Annotated in this window: 17 protein-coding genes and 1 riboswitch; of the genes, 6 read left to right on the top strand and 11 right to left on the bottom strand. The window is 55.0% G+C overall.

The features are described 5' to 3' along the window. Nucleotides 1-1,290, top strand: a 1,290-nt coding sequence (locus tag AC4FIC_RS09705; RefSeq protein WP_476195635.1) for an MFS transporter, incomplete at its 5' end; no start/stop codon positions are given. Nucleotides 1,291-1,411: 121 nt separating this feature from the next. On the opposite strand, the gene AC4FIC_RS09700 is transcribed toward AC4FIC_RS09705, so the two are convergent. Next, entirely contained in the window at nucleotides 1,412-2,299 is an 888-nt protein-coding gene (locus AC4FIC_RS09700; RefSeq protein WP_227003671.1) for a metallophosphoesterase, read from the bottom strand. Nucleotides 2,300-2,409: 110 nt separating this feature from the next. Next, nucleotides 2,410-3,375: an AraC family transcriptional regulator gene (locus AC4FIC_RS09695; RefSeq protein WP_273285880.1), complete on the bottom strand. Its 966-nt coding sequence runs from the start codon at nucleotides 3,373-3,375 to the stop codon at nucleotides 2,410-2,412. Nucleotides 3,376-3,724: 349 nt separating this feature from the next. Between AC4FIC_RS09695 and exaC the strand changes: the two genes are divergently transcribed. Together exaC and AC4FIC_RS09685 are read left to right on the top strand one after the other, a co-directional pair. Beyond that, a complete protein-coding gene (gene exaC, locus AC4FIC_RS09690) occupies nucleotides 3,725-5,245 on the top strand; it encodes an acetaldehyde dehydrogenase ExaC (RefSeq protein WP_100257739.1) in 1,521 nt (506 codons plus the stop codon). Nucleotides 5,246-5,419: 174 nt separating this feature from the next. Further along, nucleotides 5,420-6,082 (top strand): RluA family pseudouridine synthase, encoded by a 663-nt coding sequence (locus AC4FIC_RS09685; protein ID WP_273285882.1) that lies wholly within the window; start codon nucleotides 5,420-5,422, stop codon nucleotides 6,080-6,082. Nucleotides 6,083-6,113: 31 nt separating this feature from the next. On the opposite strand, the gene AC4FIC_RS09680 is transcribed toward AC4FIC_RS09685, so the two are convergent. The 9 genes from AC4FIC_RS09680 to thiB all read right to left on the bottom strand — a co-directional run bounded on the left by AC4FIC_RS09680 (nucleotide 6,114) and on the right by thiB (nucleotide 15,607). Continuing rightward, nucleotides 6,114-7,106 (bottom strand): SDR family NAD(P)-dependent oxidoreductase, encoded by a 993-nt coding sequence (locus tag AC4FIC_RS09680; RefSeq protein WP_476194926.1) that lies wholly within the window; start codon nucleotides 7,104-7,106, stop codon nucleotides 6,114-6,116. A gap of 120 nt (nucleotides 7,107-7,226) precedes the next feature. Continuing rightward, nucleotides 7,227-8,519: a DUF945 family protein gene (locus tag AC4FIC_RS09675; protein WP_476194927.1), complete on the bottom strand. Its 1,293-nt coding sequence runs from the start codon at nucleotides 8,517-8,519 to the stop codon at nucleotides 7,227-7,229. A 230-nt stretch (nucleotides 8,520-8,749) separates the two neighbouring features. Next, nucleotides 8,750-10,102, bottom strand: a complete 1,353-nt coding sequence (locus AC4FIC_RS09670; protein ID WP_100257743.1) for a leucyl aminopeptidase family protein — start codon at nucleotides 10,100-10,102, stop codon at nucleotides 8,750-8,752. A gap of 160 nt (nucleotides 10,103-10,262) precedes the next feature. Next, entirely contained in the window at nucleotides 10,263-10,565 is a 303-nt protein-coding gene (locus tag AC4FIC_RS09665; protein WP_100257744.1) for an AzlD domain-containing protein, read from the bottom strand. Between the two features lie 5 nt (nucleotides 10,566-10,570). Further along, nucleotides 10,571-11,281, bottom strand: a complete 711-nt coding sequence (locus AC4FIC_RS09660; protein WP_273285885.1) for an AzlC family ABC transporter permease — start codon at nucleotides 11,279-11,281, stop codon at nucleotides 10,571-10,573. A gap of 70 nt (nucleotides 11,282-11,351) precedes the next feature. After that, the gene (locus tag AC4FIC_RS09655; RefSeq protein WP_100257746.1) at nucleotides 11,352-12,479 is read right to left on the bottom strand and encodes an ATP-NAD kinase family protein; all 1,128 of its coding nucleotides are present in this window, start codon (nucleotides 12,477-12,479) and stop codon (nucleotides 11,352-11,354) included. A gap of 23 nt (nucleotides 12,480-12,502) precedes the next feature. Beyond that, the gene (locus AC4FIC_RS09650; protein ID WP_100257747.1) at nucleotides 12,503-13,150 is read right to left on the bottom strand and encodes a thiamine ABC transporter ATP-binding protein; all 648 of its coding nucleotides are present in this window, start codon (nucleotides 13,148-13,150) and stop codon (nucleotides 12,503-12,505) included. Next, complete coding sequence (locus AC4FIC_RS09645; RefSeq protein WP_100257748.1) at nucleotides 13,143-14,621, bottom strand: ABC transporter permease family protein; 1,479 nt, start codon at nucleotides 14,619-14,621, stop codon at nucleotides 13,143-13,145. Before AC4FIC_RS09645 ends, AC4FIC_RS09650 begins: the two co-directional genes overlap by 8 nt. Beyond that, the gene (gene thiB / locus AC4FIC_RS09640) at nucleotides 14,621-15,607 is read right to left on the bottom strand and encodes a thiamine ABC transporter substrate binding subunit (RefSeq protein ID WP_476194380.1); all 987 of its coding nucleotides are present in this window, start codon (nucleotides 15,605-15,607) and stop codon (nucleotides 14,621-14,623) included. Before thiB ends, AC4FIC_RS09645 begins: the two co-directional genes overlap by 1 nt. A gap of 94 nt (nucleotides 15,608-15,701) precedes the next feature. After that, nucleotides 15,702-15,803, bottom strand: a riboswitch (TPP riboswitch). A gap of 41 nt (nucleotides 15,804-15,844) precedes the next feature. Here thiB and AC4FIC_RS09635 point away from each other — a divergent pair. From AC4FIC_RS09635 to AC4FIC_RS09625, 3 genes are all read left to right on the top strand, one after another. Beyond that, nucleotides 15,845-16,657: a phosphotransferase gene (locus AC4FIC_RS09635; RefSeq protein ID WP_476194928.1), complete on the top strand. Its 813-nt coding sequence runs from the start codon at nucleotides 15,845-15,847 to the stop codon at nucleotides 16,655-16,657. Nucleotides 16,658-16,833: 176 nt separating this feature from the next. After that, entirely contained in the window at nucleotides 16,834-17,256 is a 423-nt protein-coding gene (locus AC4FIC_RS09630; RefSeq protein WP_100257751.1) for a hypothetical protein, read from the top strand. 7 nt (nucleotides 17,257-17,263) lie between these two features. Beyond that, nucleotides 17,264-18,268: an AI-2E family transporter gene (locus AC4FIC_RS09625; RefSeq protein WP_100257752.1), complete on the top strand. Its 1,005-nt coding sequence runs from the start codon at nucleotides 17,264-17,266 to the stop codon at nucleotides 18,266-18,268. The last annotated feature ends 124 nt before the right edge of the window (nucleotides 18,269-18,392 follow it).

Here is an 18,392-nt window from a genome sequence, read left to right as displayed (position 1 = left end):
TTTTCTGGAGAAAATAATTTGATACGGGCTATCTATTCGGTCACAAGCTTACTCCTTGGTATGGGTATCTTGCTCTCCGGCTCAGGTCTTCTGGGCACTCTACTAGGCTTACGGGCCAGTGCTGAGGGCTTTTCAGATATTACCATTGGTCTGATTATGGCGGCCTTTTATTTCGGTTATATTGTTGGCAGTCAATGGTGCCCGCCACTGATCACCCGCATCGGCCATATTCGCACCTTTACGGCCCTGTCCGCCGCTGCCGCGGTTGTCTCATTGCTCCATGGTATGGTTATCGATCCTTGGTTCTGGGGCCTATTGCGACTGATCCACGGCATCTGCATGATCGGCCTTTATATGGTGATCGAGAGCTGGTTGAACGAACAAATCAACCACCGCCGAGGCCAGGTATTCGCTGTCTATATGATGGTATCCCTGGGTGCCTTAGGCGCCGGTCAATTTTTAATTATCATCTATGGTGCCGATCAACTGGGCAGCTTTGCCATGGTCGCCATGCTGTTTTGTTTGGGTCTTATACCCCTGGCGCTGACCCGGGTACATCAGCCGGTATTGGCCAGCATCACCAAGATGCCACTGCTTGAGCTGTTCAAAATATCCCATGTCGGTGCTTGGGGTGCGTTGAGCTCCGGCCTAATTACCGGCTCGTTTTGGGGTCTGTCGGCGGTTTATGCGCTCGATATTGGCCTGAGCGACAGCGAAGTGGCCAGTTTTATCGCCTCAACCATTATCGGTGGCGCCCTATTGCAGTGGCCTATCGGTAGCCTCTCAGACCGTTATGACCGTCGCCTGGTGCTGTTTTGGGTGTGCATCGGTGCGGCCGCGTTCGCGCTGTTGATGTTTATCATGAGCGGTCGCGGCGGCTTGTGGCTCAGCCCGATCGCCGTGATCTACGGGGGGCTCTCCTTCGCGCTCTATGCCCTGAGCGTAGCTCAGACCCATGACCGGATGAGCGAAGGCAATACTATGGCGGCCACTCAGGGCTTGCTGTTGTTAAATGGCATTGGCGCCACGTTGGGTCCGCTGTTAATTGGTGCCCTAATGTATGGCTTGGGTACGACCAGCTTCCCGATCTTATTGGCGGTATTTCTGCTCTTGCTCGCGAGCTATACCCGCTATCGTATCGGAGCAGATCCGGCGGTTCCGGCTGCAGAACGGACTGAGTTTGTACCCATTACCCGAACGTCTATCGAGGTCCTGGAGATGGATCCGCGGGCCGAATCCGAGTCAGAATCCGAGTCAGAATCCGGGACGGAGTCGGATATGAAGGCTTAGGGCGTGAACACGGGCAGGATTCACCTGTCGGGGTTTAATCGACCTCGATGCATGCCGGCTCGACTGTCCGGGACCGGCCCTAAAATGGGGTGTGGATGCCGGTGCAAAACCGCCTTTTTCCTTAGTTCCAGCGAATGTTTAATTCGTCCCATTGTGACTGCGCGCCAAATCGAACGGGCAAGATACTGGTACCTACTCCCGAGGTAACAAAGACTGATCGTTGCTTGTCCTGGTAAAACCCACAATGGGCCAATGATGGCGCTTCAGATGGCACCCAAAGGGGGCCAACCAAGGGCAAGCTTACCTGTCCGCAGTGGGTGTGTCCGGCAAGCACCAAACCTGTCATGTGCTTGTCGAAAGCACCTGCTGGGTCATGTGTGATTGTAAGCTGCGGTAGGCCCTGACATTCCGCTGGGTAGTCTACGTACTTGTACCTATTGGTGAACTTGTCGCCCAGCCCCCGAATACAGACGGGGCCGTTAGCAGTCCTAACGAGTCGCGTCTGGTTCTCCATAACATCAACATCTAAACGATTGAATTCATAGAGCCATCGCTCGGGATCAGACCAGCTTTCGTAATTACCGAGCACAACAGCCCTTGGCAAAGGATCAATCAACTTCATTGCGTTGATAATATTTTCACGATGGGAGGACATATCAACTATGGCTCGGGGGCTCGCGGTATAATCGCCAACAAACACCACCAGATCGGGCTGCGTGGCTTTTATGTCTCGCATAAGGTTCTGGAGTTTTAGCAATGGCGCGGGGCCCTCGGGGAGATGTATGTCACCAATTACCGCAATTGACAGTGAACTTGACCCCAGGTTCGTATCGGACAGGGATATGGCGACCCTATTGCGCTCTGTGGTCAAATTTCCAGATATAGATACAAAAAAATAGGCGCTTACTAAAGTACAGGCAAAAATCCACCCAAGTATCTTCTTCATTTCCCATCTCTTTAATATTTGCCGGTATTCTGTCATCGAAGTTCCGCAAGCAATATTCAGCATCTGAGCCCCCACCCTGTAGTTAAATCAGGACCGGGAAGCTTAGCTGTGGATCGATCCAGCCGATGACCGACCAGTTTGTGCCCAATATTCGGCCTATCATCGTGAGCCGATCACTGGTGGATGTTTTGAGCCTCATTGGCGATCGATGCACCCATCTGATGGTGAGCAGCATATTGACGTGGCGACTCGCCAAACTGTTGGTGAAAACGCCGGGTGAAGTGACTCGGACTTTGGAACCCGACCTCGTAACACACTGCCGTTATTCCCCGGCCGCCTGCGATCAAAACTCGGGCCTTAGCCAGTCGCTGTTGTTGCACATACTCCATCGGCCCGCTGCCGATCAGCTTATTGAAGTGAGCGTAAAGTTTACTACGCGACATGCAGGCCACTTTACAGAGCGAGTCTATATCGATGGCGCTGGCCAGGTGGTCGTCGATATAGCGTAACGCCGCCGTCATACCGGTTAGGGTCGGGTCCCCTTTGGCACATTGCACCAAAAAGTCATGACCCTGTTGGCGCAGCATGCGGGTCAATAATTCGGTGACCCCTAGGTCCAGCACCAGGTCGCGATCCGGATCTTTGCCGACAAAACTGTCCACGATCCGCACCAGTAGCTGTTGTGTGGCCTCGGTGTGGAAAACGTGCAGCAGGTGGGCGGCATCTGGCTTCCAGTGTTCCAACTCACGCGGCAGTACGCCGTGTATATTCAAGCTGTCACAGACCTGTCGCAGCCGATTGCGGTCGATACCGAGGGCCAAACAGCTGGTCGGTTGGGTCGAGCTGGCATCGGGAAAGTCGATCGTAACGGTCTCGCCGGGGGCCATCACGAAGGACTCATGCGGTATGAAGGCTTCGTTGAAATGGTTTTTGCCGTGCAATACCTTGCGGCCACTGATCATGCCGCAATAGAGGATCTCTTCGGCTTCGAGGCGGACTTGCGTCGCGCTGCTAAAGGTATCGTAAATCGACAGTTCCACACCATGGGTTTCATATACGGTACGGTTCTCTACCAACAATCGCGGCGCGCTCTGGCGGCGATTACGCTCTGCTAAGGTCGTTAAATCTACTGTTGTCATCCTAACCTCAAAATAGTTTACCAACATTTATCCGAGTTCAGCGACATTCCCTAGTATGTTGCTGGCCCTTATCGATGGGGTGGATCGATCTACAGTGCGTTTACAGGCAGTCTTAGGCCCCGAAACGATCCCCTATATAAGTTCAGACGCTGAGCCTAGTAAAAAAAACGCTAAGGCAAGTCATCATTTATAACACCACGTAGCATAGCCTTCAACAACCCGACCAAAGTCTTAGCGTGTGGACTCGGGGCTGCACCGGTTCGAATCGAGATCTCGCAGACAAACCAGTAACCACTCGATTCAAATCCATGATCTCCATACTAAAAAAAATAAAATATAGGAGCTATATATGATTTATTCAAATCCTGGCCAGCCAGATTCGCTGCTAACCTTTAAGCAAAAATATGGCAATTACATCGGTGGCGACTGGGTCGCACCGGTTAATGGCAAGTACCTCGACAATGTCAGCCCGGTAAATGGCGATGTCTTCTGCCAAGTGCCACGCTCAGACGCGGCCGATATTGACCTAGCATTGGATGCAGCCCACCGCGCGGCGCCTGCTTGGGGCAAAACGGCTGCGGCCGAACGCAGCAACATACTGCTGCGTATTGCCGACCGTATGGAGCAAAACCTTGAAATGCTCGCCGTCGCGGAAAGCTGGGATAACGGTAAGGGCGTGCGTGAGACCCTGAACGCCGACATCCCACTGGCGGTTGACCATTTTCGTTACTTCGCCGGTTGTTTGCGAGCTCAAGAGGGCAGCATGGCTGAGCTCGACGAGACCACCGTGTCTTATCACATACACGAGCCATTGGGCGTCGTGGGTCAGATCATCCCATGGAACTTCCCAATTCTGATGGCCGCGTGGAAACTTGGACCGGCTCTGGCCGCCGGTAACTGTGTGGTCCTGAAACCAGCCGAACAAACCCCGGCATCGATTCTGGTGTTGATGGAGTTGATCGGTGATCTCTTACCGCCAGGCGTCCTCAATATCGTCAACGGCCTGGGCGAAGAAGCCGGCCATGCCTTGGCGACCAGCAAGCGTATCGCCAAGATCGCCTTCACCGGCTCAACCCCAGTCGGTCAGATGATCTTGCGCAATGCCGCTGACTTGCTGATACCCAGTTCTGTTGAGCTCGGTGGCAAGTCGCCAAACATCCTCTTTGACGACGTAATGCTGCAGGAAGATGACTATCTGAGTAAATGTGTTGAAGGCATCACCCTGGCCTTCTTTAACCAGGGCGAAGTCTGTACCTGTCCCTCGCGCGCACTTATTCAAGAAAGCATTTATGGCGATATGGTCGAGATGGTTGTTGCCCGTGCCGCGAAGATCATCCAAGGCAACCCGCTCGATACCGACACTCAGGTCGGTGCACAGGCCTCGCGCGAGCAGTTTGATCGTATTATGAACTATATTGACATCGGCAAGGCCGAAGGCGCGCAGCTGTTGCTCGGCGGTAGTGCTCAAAAACTGTCGAATGGCTTGCAGAATGGCTACTACATCCAGCCAACGCTGTTCAAAGGCACCAACGATATGCGAATTTTTCAAGAAGAGATTTTTGGCCCGGTGATCAGCGTTACCACCTTTAAGGATGAAGCCGAAGCCTTGGCGATTGCCAACGATTCCGAGTTCGGCCTCGGTGCCGGTCTCTGGACCCGTGATATGAACCGTGCTTACCGCATGGGTCGTGGCATTCAGGCCGGTCGAGTGTGGACCAACTGTTACCATGCTTATCCAGCGCATGCCGCCTTTGGTGGCTACAAGAAGTCGGGTATCGGTCGGGAAACGCATAAGATCGCGCTCGAGCATTACCAGCAGACCAAAAACCTGCTGGTCAGCTACAGCACCAGTCCGCTCGGGTTTTTCTAACCCAGGCCCTGAGACCTAACGAATAGCGCTTCGGCGCTATTTTTTTTGTCTGCCGATTAACACCCTAAAACCGATGGCCGCCAGCGCTATCAATCAATCAACTGGTAACCCAAGCACGCCTCGCCCTATACTTGCGCCTCGCCATGATCTGCTGACAGCCTAAGAGACTCCATCGTGACTCCCAGAATTTTCACCTACCGCCCCCCGGCAGCCGCGCTTGAGATTATTTTTCAGGATGACGCCTATCTGGCGATCAACAAACCGAGCGGCCTGCTGAGCAACCCCGGACGCGACCCGGTGACCCATGACTGCGCTCTAACCCGCTTGCAGGCGCGTTTTGGCGAAATCCATCTGGTCCATCGACTCGATTGCGATACCTCCGGGGTGCTGGTGTTTGCCAAGACTAAGGCGGCCGAGAGTGCCCTGAAGAAACAACTACAGTATCGACAGGTTGCTAAGACTTACGAGGCATTGGTCTGGGGATTGTTGGCACAGCCGGAGGGCCGTATCGAGTTGCCGATTGGGCCCAACCCGGACGATCGGCCACTGCAGCAGATCGACCAAAACGGTAAGGCGGCCGTGACCGACTATCGTCTGCTCCAGGCTGATGGCGCAGCGCATTGGTCGCGCCTGAGCTTGGCCCCCCAAACCGGCCGCACCCATCAACTGCGCGTCCATCTAAATGCCTTGGGTCACCCGATCTTGGGCGATGCCTTCTATGCCCACCCGGAGGCATTGGCCATGCATTCTAGGCTCTGTTTGCATGCCCTGACTTTCTCCTTTGAGCATTTCGCCACCGGCCAGTCGCTCACCCTCAGCGCGCGCAACGATTTTTAGCGCTCGGCCACACTATCGGCCCATACGATCCTTAGCGCGTGGCAAAAAAATCGCTGAGACCGGTACTATGCAGACTGTCAGCCCAGACCAATGCTTCCCCAATGGCATTGCGCTCAGCGGGCAACAACACCGCCGGCCCGGCACGCCCGCGGCCAATCGGACCGTAAAAATCCAGACTCGCGACATCCTTGGCGCAGCATGCGCGCACCAATCCCATCGCCCCAGCGTCGACGCTGTGGGCTTGCTTGACAATGGCATGCACGATCAGCCGGTCGAGCCAGCCGATGCCGCCAGAGGCCAGGGTCTTGGCTTGGAGTTCAGTATGGGTTGGGCCCGGATGAGCACATAGGCTCTTCACCTTGCCGGCCAGTTCCGGGCGCTGCCGTGCGATGGCATCGTGCAGGCTATAGGTGAACAGCAGGTTGGCCAGCTTGGATTGCTGATAGCGCCGCCATTTGCCCAGTCCAAGAAAACCATCGCCACCAAGCTTGGCTGGGTCTTTGGCCAGATATCGCGCCTGTAAGTCACCACCGCGCCGCGCGCCACTGGAATGATTGACCACTCGGGCCTCGCCCCGCGCACCCACGGCTCGTTCCAACAGCGGCCAAGCACCGGAGCTCAACAGGAAGTGGCTCAGGTGATTGGTTTGCATCTGCAGATCCAAGCCATCGACCGTCACCCGACTCGGCACGGCCATGATGCCGGCATTATTACAGAGCACATCCAGGCCGTTCGGGCAGGCACCGTTCAATTGGTCAACAGCCGCTCTGACACTCGCCAAACTGGCCAGGTCACAGGGTATAAAGCGCGCATCAACCCGTTGCGCACGCAGCGTCCTAAGGGCTGCTGCACTGCGCGCTGAGGGTCGATTTAACATCAGCACCTGCGCGCCTAAGGCACCGCAGCGTTGAGCCAAAATAAGGCCGGTACCACTGGTGCAGCCGGTAATGGCGACGGTCTTACCCGCCATGCTCGGTAGAGTTGGCAGCAAGGCCGATATATCCTGATTTTGCGTGACGCTCATGGCTGGCCTTTTGTGTTCCACTCTGATGCGGGGTCAAATGTGAGGGTGTTCAACTTTTTAGGCAAAAAAAACGGCCGGTTGGCCGTTTTTGCTAGATCCGTACCTTAACACCGATGCGTGTTAAAAGGGCAACGGTAAGGGCTCACCGTTGAGCAGCGCAGAGCCATCCGCCAGTTTAAAGTCAACCTGGTAATCGGCGCCATTTTCCACTAGCACACCGGTCATCATCAGATTGTTGAATGGTTCTGCCAACAGGGTCGATTCGCTTAGGCCGCCGGCTAACTCCAGATGGGCATCGGCCTTGAGGCTGGACACCAGAGACAGCATCGAAAAGGGGTTGTTAACATCGGCTACAGCATTTTCCGGCATTTCGAACGATGCCTGTAGGGCGATGGCTTGACCGTCCAGGGTCGCCTGCAGCTGGGAGAGAGCAAATACAAAGCCAGTACGTAAAAATACATTGATGTCTTCCATCAGGGCCGGGCTCGCCTCACCACTGATCTGCATCGCGTTTAGGTTTTGTGACAAGCTCTGTAGGTTTTGCACAGAAGAACCGGTCATCGATATGGCGAGGAGGATGTCTTTGATATCCACAGGCGCTTCGCCATCGTCAAGAGACACCTGATCAACTTGGAAGGACAGGTCCATCGCAAGCCGCTCATCGGTAACCTGGCTGTTCGATTGGATGCTATAAGCACCAACCTGGTAGTGTACCTGGGCCAATTCACTGGTTAAATCGAAGCTCATGCCGTCGCCGCTAGTACTCTGCTCGCCGACAAAGACGCTACCGCCGATATAGCGGCCCTCAGACTGAAAAGACAGGGGTCGCATGACCATGGCGACCTGTTCCGGTTCATCGACCGTCACCGTTGCACCCGGCCAAGAGCCCGTCATACTGAATTTCCCGCTGGGATCACCGGTTATGGCCAAGCGCAGTGGCGACACCCGCACCGTGGCCTGCTCGATCTGCTCTTCGATACCGATGCCGAGCCAATCACTCTGATAATCACCGGTTAAACCGATTTTGGTGGTACCGGTCATCACATCTTGATCGATCAATAACGTGCGTAATAGCGCCTGATTCTGTGCGTCGTCAACCCACGTCAGGAGTGACGCGTCGAAATGAAGGCGGTGTTCAATCCTGGCCCCCCAGGGACGTTTTTGGATGTTGTTGTCGATCACCAGGGTGACACGTTGGTCAGCCTGTTCGACGCTCGCGGTCAACACCAGGTGCCGTTCGATAAAGCTACTTTGATCATCGCTGACCGCAATCAGGATAGAGGAGGCGGCTGCGCTGTCTTGCAACTGGGCCAGGGCCGCGTCGATTTGGCGGTCGGCGACCAACATAGCGCTGGCACCGGCAAGTGCGACACCGACGACTACTAGGGAGGATACTAAAAGCGTTTTATTCATTTGAATTCCTATAGTCCTTGTGAAAAATCAATTCAAAAAAAGGCTCCATTATCGCCTTCCTGACAGACCGGCCAGCCCTTGATTGAGTCGCAATCATAAGGCTTCCGCTTGAGATGTACATCGCTGCTGAGGAATTTTTTGACTTGACACCGGGGCGGCACATCAAAGGACCTGCCACCCCGATTGAGGGGGGATTGGCGCCCTAGGTGGCCGCGTTGAAACGCCCCCTATTAACTATAGCGTTGATTTAGGGCTGCAAAGACAGCGCGCAGACCCATCGCCTCGCCGCCCATGGGTCGGCCGGGCCGTTGGCGATTGTTCCAAGCACCGACATCGATATGCACCCAGGGGCTGTGCTCGACAAAATGCTGCAGAAACAGTGCCGCGGTAATCGACCCGCCGTAGGGCACCGGTGCACTGTTGACCAGATCTGAAATGGTGCCGACCATATAGTCGCCGTAGCCCTGATGCAAGGGCATCTGCCAGAGCGGATCTTCATGATCGGCGCCGGCCGCCGTTAGGGCCTGGGCAAAGGCCGCATCGGTGCTATAGAAAGCCGGCACTTCCAGACCCAAGGCAATTCGCGCCGCGCCGGTCAGGGTGGCGAAATCGATGATCAGATCCGGGTTATCCGTTTCGGCTTCGGCCAGGGCATCGCAGAGCACCAGACGCCCTTCGGCATCGGTATTGTCAATTTCCACGGTCAGACCCTTACGCGTCTTGACTACATCGCCGGGCCGGAAGGCATTGCTGCTGACCGCGTTTTCGACCGCCGGAATCAGCACCCGCAGCCGCACCGGTAAATTGCGACTCATAATCAGGGTCGCCAAACCCAAGGCATGGGCGGCCCCGCCCATATCCTTTTTCATCAGGCGCATACCGGCGGCCGATTTCAGATCCAAACCGCCACTGTCAAAACAGACGCCCTTGCCGACCACCGTCAATTTGGGATGGCTCGGGTCGCCCCAACTCAGGTCCAGCAGACGCGGTGCGTGTTCTGACGCGCGACCGACCATATGGATGGTCGGGTAGTTGTGCGCTAATAGCTCATCGCCGACCAGCTGACTGAAGTCGGCATCAAATTCGGTCGCCATGGTCGTCATCAGTGATGCCAGATGTTGCGGCATCATATCCCCGGCGGGGGTATTGACCAGGTCTCGAGTTAGGCAGACACCGTCGGCCAGCAGATGGGCCTGATGTACCGCTTCAGCGCTGCTCAGATAAAGCAGCGCCTGTGGCTGGCCACTGTCGAGATAACGGTTAAACTGGTATTGACCCAAGATCCAGCCCAGGCCAGCGCTCTGCTGGCGCGCCTCAGGACCGGCATAATGGTAGTGTGCTGCGGGTAAGGCCAAGGCCGCATCGGCCAGCGCCCAACAGGAATCGGCGTCGTCGGCGACCACTATAACGCTGCCCGGGTTGCCGGTTGAATTCGGCAAGAGCGCAAAGCCCGGTGTTTTGAAGCCGCTGTGCATCAGCCAATTACAGGTGAATTCAGATTGTTGCACAAACCATTCATCGTACTCGGCTGTCGCAATCAGTTGGAGTGGAATACCGCTTTTGCCTGTTTGAACGTTTGCCATACTCTGTCAGTCCCTTTCCTATCTAAGTCTAAGTCTAAGTCTAAGTCTAAGTCTAAGTGGTTGCAGCATAATACAATCGGCGCACAGCGCCATTGGCCAATACTAATTCTTTGCCCTAGTTGGCACTGTCGGCCTATTGGTGATTACAGTCTATGGGTAATCACAGCAACCAGAGGCGCAACAACCAAAAGCTGCCCATCCCGACGATCACCGTGACCAGCATCGGTGCGCGCATCAGGCCCAAGAGCAGGCAGATGATCGCCGCCAGTAATTCCGGTTGCACGACTGAATCGAGATTGACCGATGGCGCCAAAATCGGTTCGGCGACTAGGGCCGCTAGCACGGCGGCCGGCACCACATTTAAGAATTTCAATAACGGCTCGGGCAAGACCAAATTCGACAATACGAAAGGCGCGGCCCGGACACCCCAGGTTACGCCAATCATACCCAGAATCAGTAACATCTCGTTCACGATTTGTTCTCCGGATCGAAGCGATCCAATTGAGAGGCGACCAAGGCCGCCACCATGACGGAGAACACGATGCCGGTCTTGTGCGGCCAGGACCGGGTGAACCAGGCCAGGGTAAAGGCCAATACCGCGCTGACGACATTCTTGCGGTGCCGAAACATCGGCATCATCATCGCTAAGAAGGCCGTCACCATGGCAAATTCTAAACCCAGCTGTTCAATACCCTCCAAGGCGGATCCAGCCCAGAGCCCAATCCAGGTACAGACTTGCCAATTGCTGTACATAAACAGGCCCGATCCCAGATAGTAGGGCACCCGATCGGCCTCGCTCAGTCCCGACAGATAACGTTGATTAAAGGTGACATAGGTTTCATCGGTAAGTAAAAAGCTCAGTCCGATCTTGGATCGTTTCGCGACATGCTGCAGAGGTACCAGCATACCCAGGGCATAGAGCAGATGGCGCAGGTTGACGACTAGGGTGGTGAGCACAATGAGTACGGCCGGGGTCCCGGTGGCCAGCAGGCCAATTGCGACATATTGGCTGGCACCGGCAAACACCAGGGCCGAAAAGGCCACTGCGACCCAGCCGGCAATACCGTTGGCCGGAGCCAGCACACCAAATAGAATGCCAAACGGAATGGCCGCCAACACCATCGGCAGGCTATCAAGCGCGCCCTGCCCAAAGGCGCGGAATTGTTGCGCTTTGTTCATGACGGGAGGCCGACTCGGGGGTCAGCAGCGCATTGACTTGGCGCGAGGTCGGGGCATAACCCCAGTCCCTTCACCGAGCCACGAGCGGGTAGATGACCCGGTCGTCAAAGCCGGTAATCACGGTAACCAGCCCGGCCCACTGTCGATCCAAGCCGGGATCGCTGCTATCGATCAGCAAGGGCCGTCCGGCCAACGACCGCAGTTTGCCCTTGCTGCCGATGACCCAGAGATTCTCCTTACCCAAGCAAGCCAGCACCGCCGGGCTAAATTGCGGATTACCCCGGCCCAAAATATGGCCCTGACCGCCAATAATGCTGACGATGGCGGTCGCATCCTGATCGGCCAACAGCGCCAACAGATCCGCTTCGGTGCAATCGCCCTGAATCAACTGACCGGCCTTAATCGCGTCGATACCAAGCAGACTGTTGGCAATATTCAGATGGTCCATCAGGGTTGCCGTGGTTTTGCCACTGCCGACTAGGTAGAGCCGCTCAGGATCCAATTGGCTCTCTAACCAATCGGCGATATCGCTTAAAACCAGCTCATCACTTTCGATGCCACCCACCTTGACCTGTTGCATAAACTCACCGGCCACCGGTATCAACATATCGCCAAAGTGAGTCGAGCGGACCTGGTTCTTGCGGAAGGCCGCCTCGTCAATATCGCGCACCTCCTCGCGGCGCACCTCGGTGATGCGACCATCGACCAGACCGGCTAGGACCTCGCCGGCGGCGTGTGCAGTCACAGCAAAAACCGCCGAGTGTATTTTCACCCCGGCCGGGATGCCGATAACCGGCACCTTGTCGCCGAGTACAGAAAAAACATCGCGCGCGGTGCCATCGCCGCCGGCAAAAACCAATACATCGAGCGCTTGATTAAGCATCCAGGCCAAGGCCGCGTGGCTGTCGGCGGCTTCGGTTTGCGCGGGCGGCGCAATCGGCATCACATTCACATTCGGTACCTTGAGCTCGGCCAGCACGTCGGCGCCCATCGATCCGGCGGCGCTATACCAGTCGATTGACGCATCGCCCAGGCGAGCGTTCAGAAAGGCTTGCACCATGGTCTGGGCCTTGATTTGGGCGCGCGGTTGAGCACCCCGGGCCAAGGCGGTGCTGCGAATATGTTCGCCATCACTGCCTTTTAAAGCGACGGTGCCACCGATGCCGGCCCAAGGGTTAATCAAAAAACCTATTCTCATGAATGCTAACTTACTCTTGTCGACTAACGGGCAGGATACTGCTTCCAGAGAGTACTTGAAACACCTTCCAGCACACTGTCGACATCCGCTGCCATTTCCGCCAAATGATGAGTCACCAGAATCACCGTGGTGCCGTGTTCGCGTTGCATGTCCTTGACCCAGGCTAGGCCATCCGCGCGCAGGGCCGGGTCGAGCGATGAAAAGGGCTCATCGAGCAACAGCACCGGTTTGTTTTGCAGAAAAACCCGCGCCAAGGCGACGCGTTGCTGTTGGCCACCGGATAGCTCGCCAGCTCTTTTGGCCAACAACTCGGTGAGTTGAAAACGTTCAGCGGCCGCAGCGAGTTGCTTGCGCTGCGAGGTGTTTAACCGTGCCGACGGGGCCAGACCGAGTGCCAAATTGGTCGTCACACTGAGGTGGTCGAACAGATTATGGCTTTGGAACAGCACGCCAAAGGGTCGCTGCTGCAGTGGCAGCCGGGCGACATCCTGGCCACACCAGAAAATCTTACCCGATTGGGCCGGCCGCAAACCCAAGAGCGTGTTTAACAGCGAACTCTTGCCAATCCCACTGCCGCCAACCACCGCCAATAATTTATTATGCGGCAATGCAAAGGACCATTCGAAACGATGATCATCTAGGTGCATGGCTAATTGTTGTACTTCAAGCATGACGATTACGCTCACTAAACCATTCAGCGGCCACTAATAGGGCACCGCAAATTAACAATAGTACCAGGGTTAATTGGGAGGCCAAGACCATCTGATAACTGCCCATGGCCTGATAAATCAAAATCGGTAGGGTGACAAACTGAGCGGAGCCAATTAAGGCCGCTATGCCCAAGTCGCCGACCGATAAGACAATGGCCAGCGTCAGGCACCACGGCAAGGTAGCCCGCAAGGCCGGCCAATAGATTAATCGAAATTGCGCCCAACTGCTCATGTCTAGGCTAAGCGCCAGATGATCATAGCGTGCGCGAAAGACCTTCACCCGGCTCGCGAGCGGCGATACGATCAGCGGCATCGCCATCAGACCGTTGAGCCAAATGATCAAAAGGCCGGTAATTTTAAAGGCGATGTTCAGGCGTAAGGCCAACAAAAACAAGCCCGTAGTGATCACCATAATCGGCATCACGAGCAGGCCAAAGTCGAGAAAACGCATTATGCGGTTGTCATTGCGGCTGAACGACCGCAGTAGCGCCAAGAGCAGCGCGAACGACCCGCTGCCGAACGCCAGCATCAAGCTGGTGACGATGGCCTGCGTCAGGCGTTGCGACCCTTGCCAGGGCGCACTGAGGCCGTGCAGCAGCAAAGCCAGTAAGGGGTAGAGGAGCAGCGCCAGCAGCAGCGCCAGCACTATTCCTTGCTGACGACTCGGCGCTAGGGTGCGCTGGGCTTTTTCGCGATCCAGTTCGAGCGACAAGCTCTGGCGTCGGCCTAGAAACCACATCAGGCCGAAAGCAATCAGCGCATGAATCACGGCATAGAGCACCCCGGCCTGCGGATCAAAATCAAACTTCAGGGCTTGGTAGATCGCTACTTCCAGATTGGTATTGGCCGGGCCGCCACCGAGCGTGAGGACAATAGTAAAGCTGCTAAAGCAGAGCAAAAAAATCATCGTAAAAACCGGCTTCAACGCTTGGCGCAAAACCGGCCATTCTAACCAGATAAATTGATGCCAACGCGAAAAGCCCAGGGTGCGACCCAATTGCCGCTCGCGCTCGGCGATGCGACTGAGTCGTTCCCAAAAAATACGCATAGCATAGGGTACATTCAAGTACAGATGCGCCAAGAGAATACCCTCTAGGCTGAATACATTAAACCAATCGGAAAAGGCAGCAACGACGCCGAGAATAATGGTTAACACCGGCATAATAAAAAACAGATTGAGCAGGCCCTTAACCAACCACTGGCCGTGAAAAGCTTGCCCGGCTAAACACCAAGCAAGGGGTAAGGCAATAAGTACGGCAAAGAAGGCCGACAAGGCGGCCTGCCAGATAGAAAAGCGCACAATCTGCATCAGCCAAGGATCAACATAGCTCATCCAACCGTAGCCACCGCCGGGATGAAAATACAATCCGACACCGGCCAAGACCAGCGTCGTGATGATAATCAGCGTTGCAAAGAATGCGGCTGTTTTCACTATTGGCTAGCGGCGTTACGCCATTCCTTGATCCACTCACGTCGGTTTTGAGCCACCTCGGCGCTGCTGAAAAAGAGCGACTTGGGTTGAATCAATTGATCGAAGGCAGCCGGCTTTTCTGCGTCGGCTAACACTGGCCACATCCAATTGGTTCCGGCAAAAACATCTTGCGCCGGCTTGCTGATCAAAAAGGCTAAAAAGGACTGGGCCAACTCCAGATTCTGACTGGTCGCGACCGCTGCTGCTAACTCAATCTGAACATAGTGCCCTTCGGAAAATTCAGCCGCCTTATATTTATCGGTATCTTCCCAAGTCAGGTGATAGGCCGGCGAAGTGACATAGCTGAGCACCATATCGCTCTTACCTTCTTGGAACAGAGCATAGGCTTCACTCCAGCCAGGGGTCACGGTGACGGTTTTTTGCTGCAGCTGTTGCCAAGCCTCACCCGACTGATCACCGAAGACCGACTTCATCCACAACATTAGGCCTTGGCCGGGCGTACTAACGCGCGGGTCCTGATAGATAACCGACAGATCGGATTCTTGCACCAGCTCGCGTAAAGATGAGGGCACCTTGGTCACTCGCGTCGCGTCATAAACGAAGGCGAAATGACCGTAGTCATAGGGCACAAACTGATTGTCGTTCCAGGCATAGGGTAAGGCCAAGCCCGACAGGTCTTGACCGTGATCGACCATCAGACCCAACGCCTTGGCTTCGGCCATCAGGCCGTCGTCCAGACCCAGGATAATATCGGCCTGGCTTTGATCGCCTTCTAAACGCAACCGATTCAACAATGCGACGCCGTCTTCTAAGCCGACAAAGTTCACCTCGCAGTCACAGCGAGCAGCAAACTTTTCAGCCAAGACAGGACCCGGGCCCCATTCGCTGGTAAAGGATTCATAGGTATAGATGGTGAGGGTTTGTGCTTGGGCAACGCCAACTGAGCAACAGAGCGCGAGCGAGCCAAGCAAGTGTTTAAAATGCATTTCAGATTCCTGTATCAATAAGTAGAAAATTGATACCGGCGCATCGGTTCGGCCAAATGCCGAAGATGTCAGGGAAGGTTAGACAGTAACCAAAACAAAAGACTTCTTTGCTCCCTACGCCAGTACAAACTGGTTCAGGTTCAACGGGTTTTTCTCAGCCAAACAATTCAATTGCTTGGCACCCCGGCAAGAACGAGGCATAGTCTACTGATTTTTACGGCCAGTCAAAAGCGAAATATGCAATTACATCAAGCGCTGCCGATTCTGCGCGATATCATTGGCGACAATGTTCAGGTACGTCGTGTCCCGAGCGGCCTGACCAATGCGGTTTACCGACTGACCACACCGGAAAGCAGCTGGGCATTGCGGATCAATAATCCGCAGGGTCATCGGCTGGGTATCAATCGACAACGCGAATTGGATATTCTAGCGCATGTAAAGGGACAGCCTTGGGCGCCGGTGGTCGCTTGGGCATCGCATCAACTGCTGCTGACCGAATGGCACAGTGGCGCCGATTTCCACCCCTGCACTGCCGACTCGCTCGAGACGCTCTGTGCCTTGATCGAGACGATACACGGCCTTACCGACGCCCATCTATTAGACCAGCCTGCCCTGTTGGTACCGGATCAAATTCAATTACTGCTGGCCCAGGGCGGCGCGGTAGATCCACTCTTTCAGGCCCAGGTGCTGGCCGAGTGCGAGCGCTATCAAGCGCCCGACCGGCTGGTCCTGTGTCACCATGACTGGCACGCTGGTAACCTGATTCAACAGCCATCACAACAACTGGTGTTGCTCGACTGGGAGTATGCCGCCCCGGGTGATGCTCGACTCGACTTGGCCTGCCTACTGTCCGGCTTCAAATTATCCGTCACACAACGGCAGCAGGTCCTGGAACGGTTTCAACTCGAGCCCGACACCTTGCTGACCGCCCAATGTTTGGCCGATGCCATGTCCCTGCTCTGGTATCGCGTGCGCTGTCCAACGCGGCCCTATTTGGCCGAGCAGCACCAGTGGCGGGTGCGCTGGCAAGCGCACCTCGACACACGTTGATGGGCGCCAGAATGCGCCATTGCCAACCTGCATCAAACCGGTCCGGTACCGTCATAAATGGCTAGCGCGTTGACGTGGCTTTGCCGCCAATCAGCAACTACCCTTTAGGCGAGGACTCGGGTTCGAATTTGATCGAATGCCTGCGGTGGGTCGGTCTTTAGCGGGCGGGGTTAGCCATGATCAGCATTGTTATCACACTTCATCTTGTCGCCATGGCGTTAGCCCTGGGCGGCCGGCTCATCTTTGCCGCCCTACTACAACATTCTATGGCGGGCAGCGTGACGGGCAAATTGGAACAACTGCAGGCGCCCTTGACGATTGTAAAACTGGCCGATTGGGGCCTACTAATGGCTTTATTGAGCGGACTGCTGCTGTTCTTTCTGCAAAATTTATCGGTGTCGGTCAGCCCTTGGTCATTCAAGTTAAAGGTGGTCCTCGCTGCATTGCTAATCATCGCTATAGGCGCCTTTCATATTGCCCAAATGCGGGTCGTGAACCATTACGATGTACAGATGCTACCGGTACTGAAACGCCTGAATATCATTACAGTAGCGTTGCTTTCGGGTATGGTATTTTTTGCGACCTTTGCCATAAACTAGGCTGACTATGAATGATTCCCAATTCTTTAGAGTACTGATTTCCTGTGCCGCCTTCATTGTGATCTTGGCAGGATTAAAAATTGCCCAACCGGTCGTCGTACCGGTTTTGGTTGCTCTGTTCCTCGCTGTGGTTACCTCGCCGGCAGTCTCCTATTTGGTTCGTTTCAAGATCCCCAGTGGGCTGGCCATCAGCATTGTGGTCGCGGCCTTGATCGGCTGTTTTTATGGCTTGGGCTCGCTTTTAGGTAATTCCACGGGCTTGTTTATCGACCGTTTGCCCGACTACGAATTACGCCTAGTCAGCTGGCTGGCGCAGCTGCAGATTCAGTTCCCCTGGCTGATCAATGACCTGAAAACGAGCATCGCCGAATTTAAGCCGACTGAAAATGCCCTCACGCTGCTACGACCACTCTTCTCCGGCGTTGGCAGCCTGTTAACCGCCCTGATCCTAATCCTCTTTACGCTTATCTTTTCGCTCCTAGAAGCACAGAGCGTGTCACTCAAAATTCGCTTGGTTATGGGTGATAAGAACAGCATCAACTATGTTAAGAGATTCACTCGCTTGGTGCAGCGCTATCTATTGGTAAAATCGCTTATCAGCTTCGCGACCGGCCTGCTGGTTGGCTTCATGCTATGGTTAATTGGTGTGGACTACCCAATACTCTGGGGCACCCTAGCCTTTCTAATGAACTATATCCCGAGCATTGGCTCATTGATTGCCGCCATCCCCGCCATTCTAGTCGCCACCTTGCAACTGGGTTGGCCCGGTCTGGTAAGCAGTGCGGCTGGTTTTGTCGGCATCAACCTGATTGTAGGCAACCTAATTGAGCCGCGGCTGATGGGCAAGACCCTGAATATTTCGCCCTTGATTCTGTTTCTATCGTTGATTTTTTGGGGCTGGATTCTAGGTCCTATCGGCATGTTGTTGGCGATTCCATTGACCGTGGTGGTCAAGATAGGCTTAGAGGTGTACCCCAAAACGCGTTGGCTGGCCCAGATGATCAGCCAATGATGGTCATTGTTGGGGGTTTGTTCTTGGGGTCTGCCCATGTGAGAGTCCCACGCATAAAAAAACCCGCAGCCGTTAGACTGCGGGTTTTTCATTTTTTTAGGAGCTTGACGATGACCTACTCTCA

This window comes from Reinekea sp. (assembly GCF_982785585.1).
The sequence above is the reverse complement of the archived record's forward strand: the minus strand, read 5'-3'. Positions and strand labels throughout refer to the sequence as shown.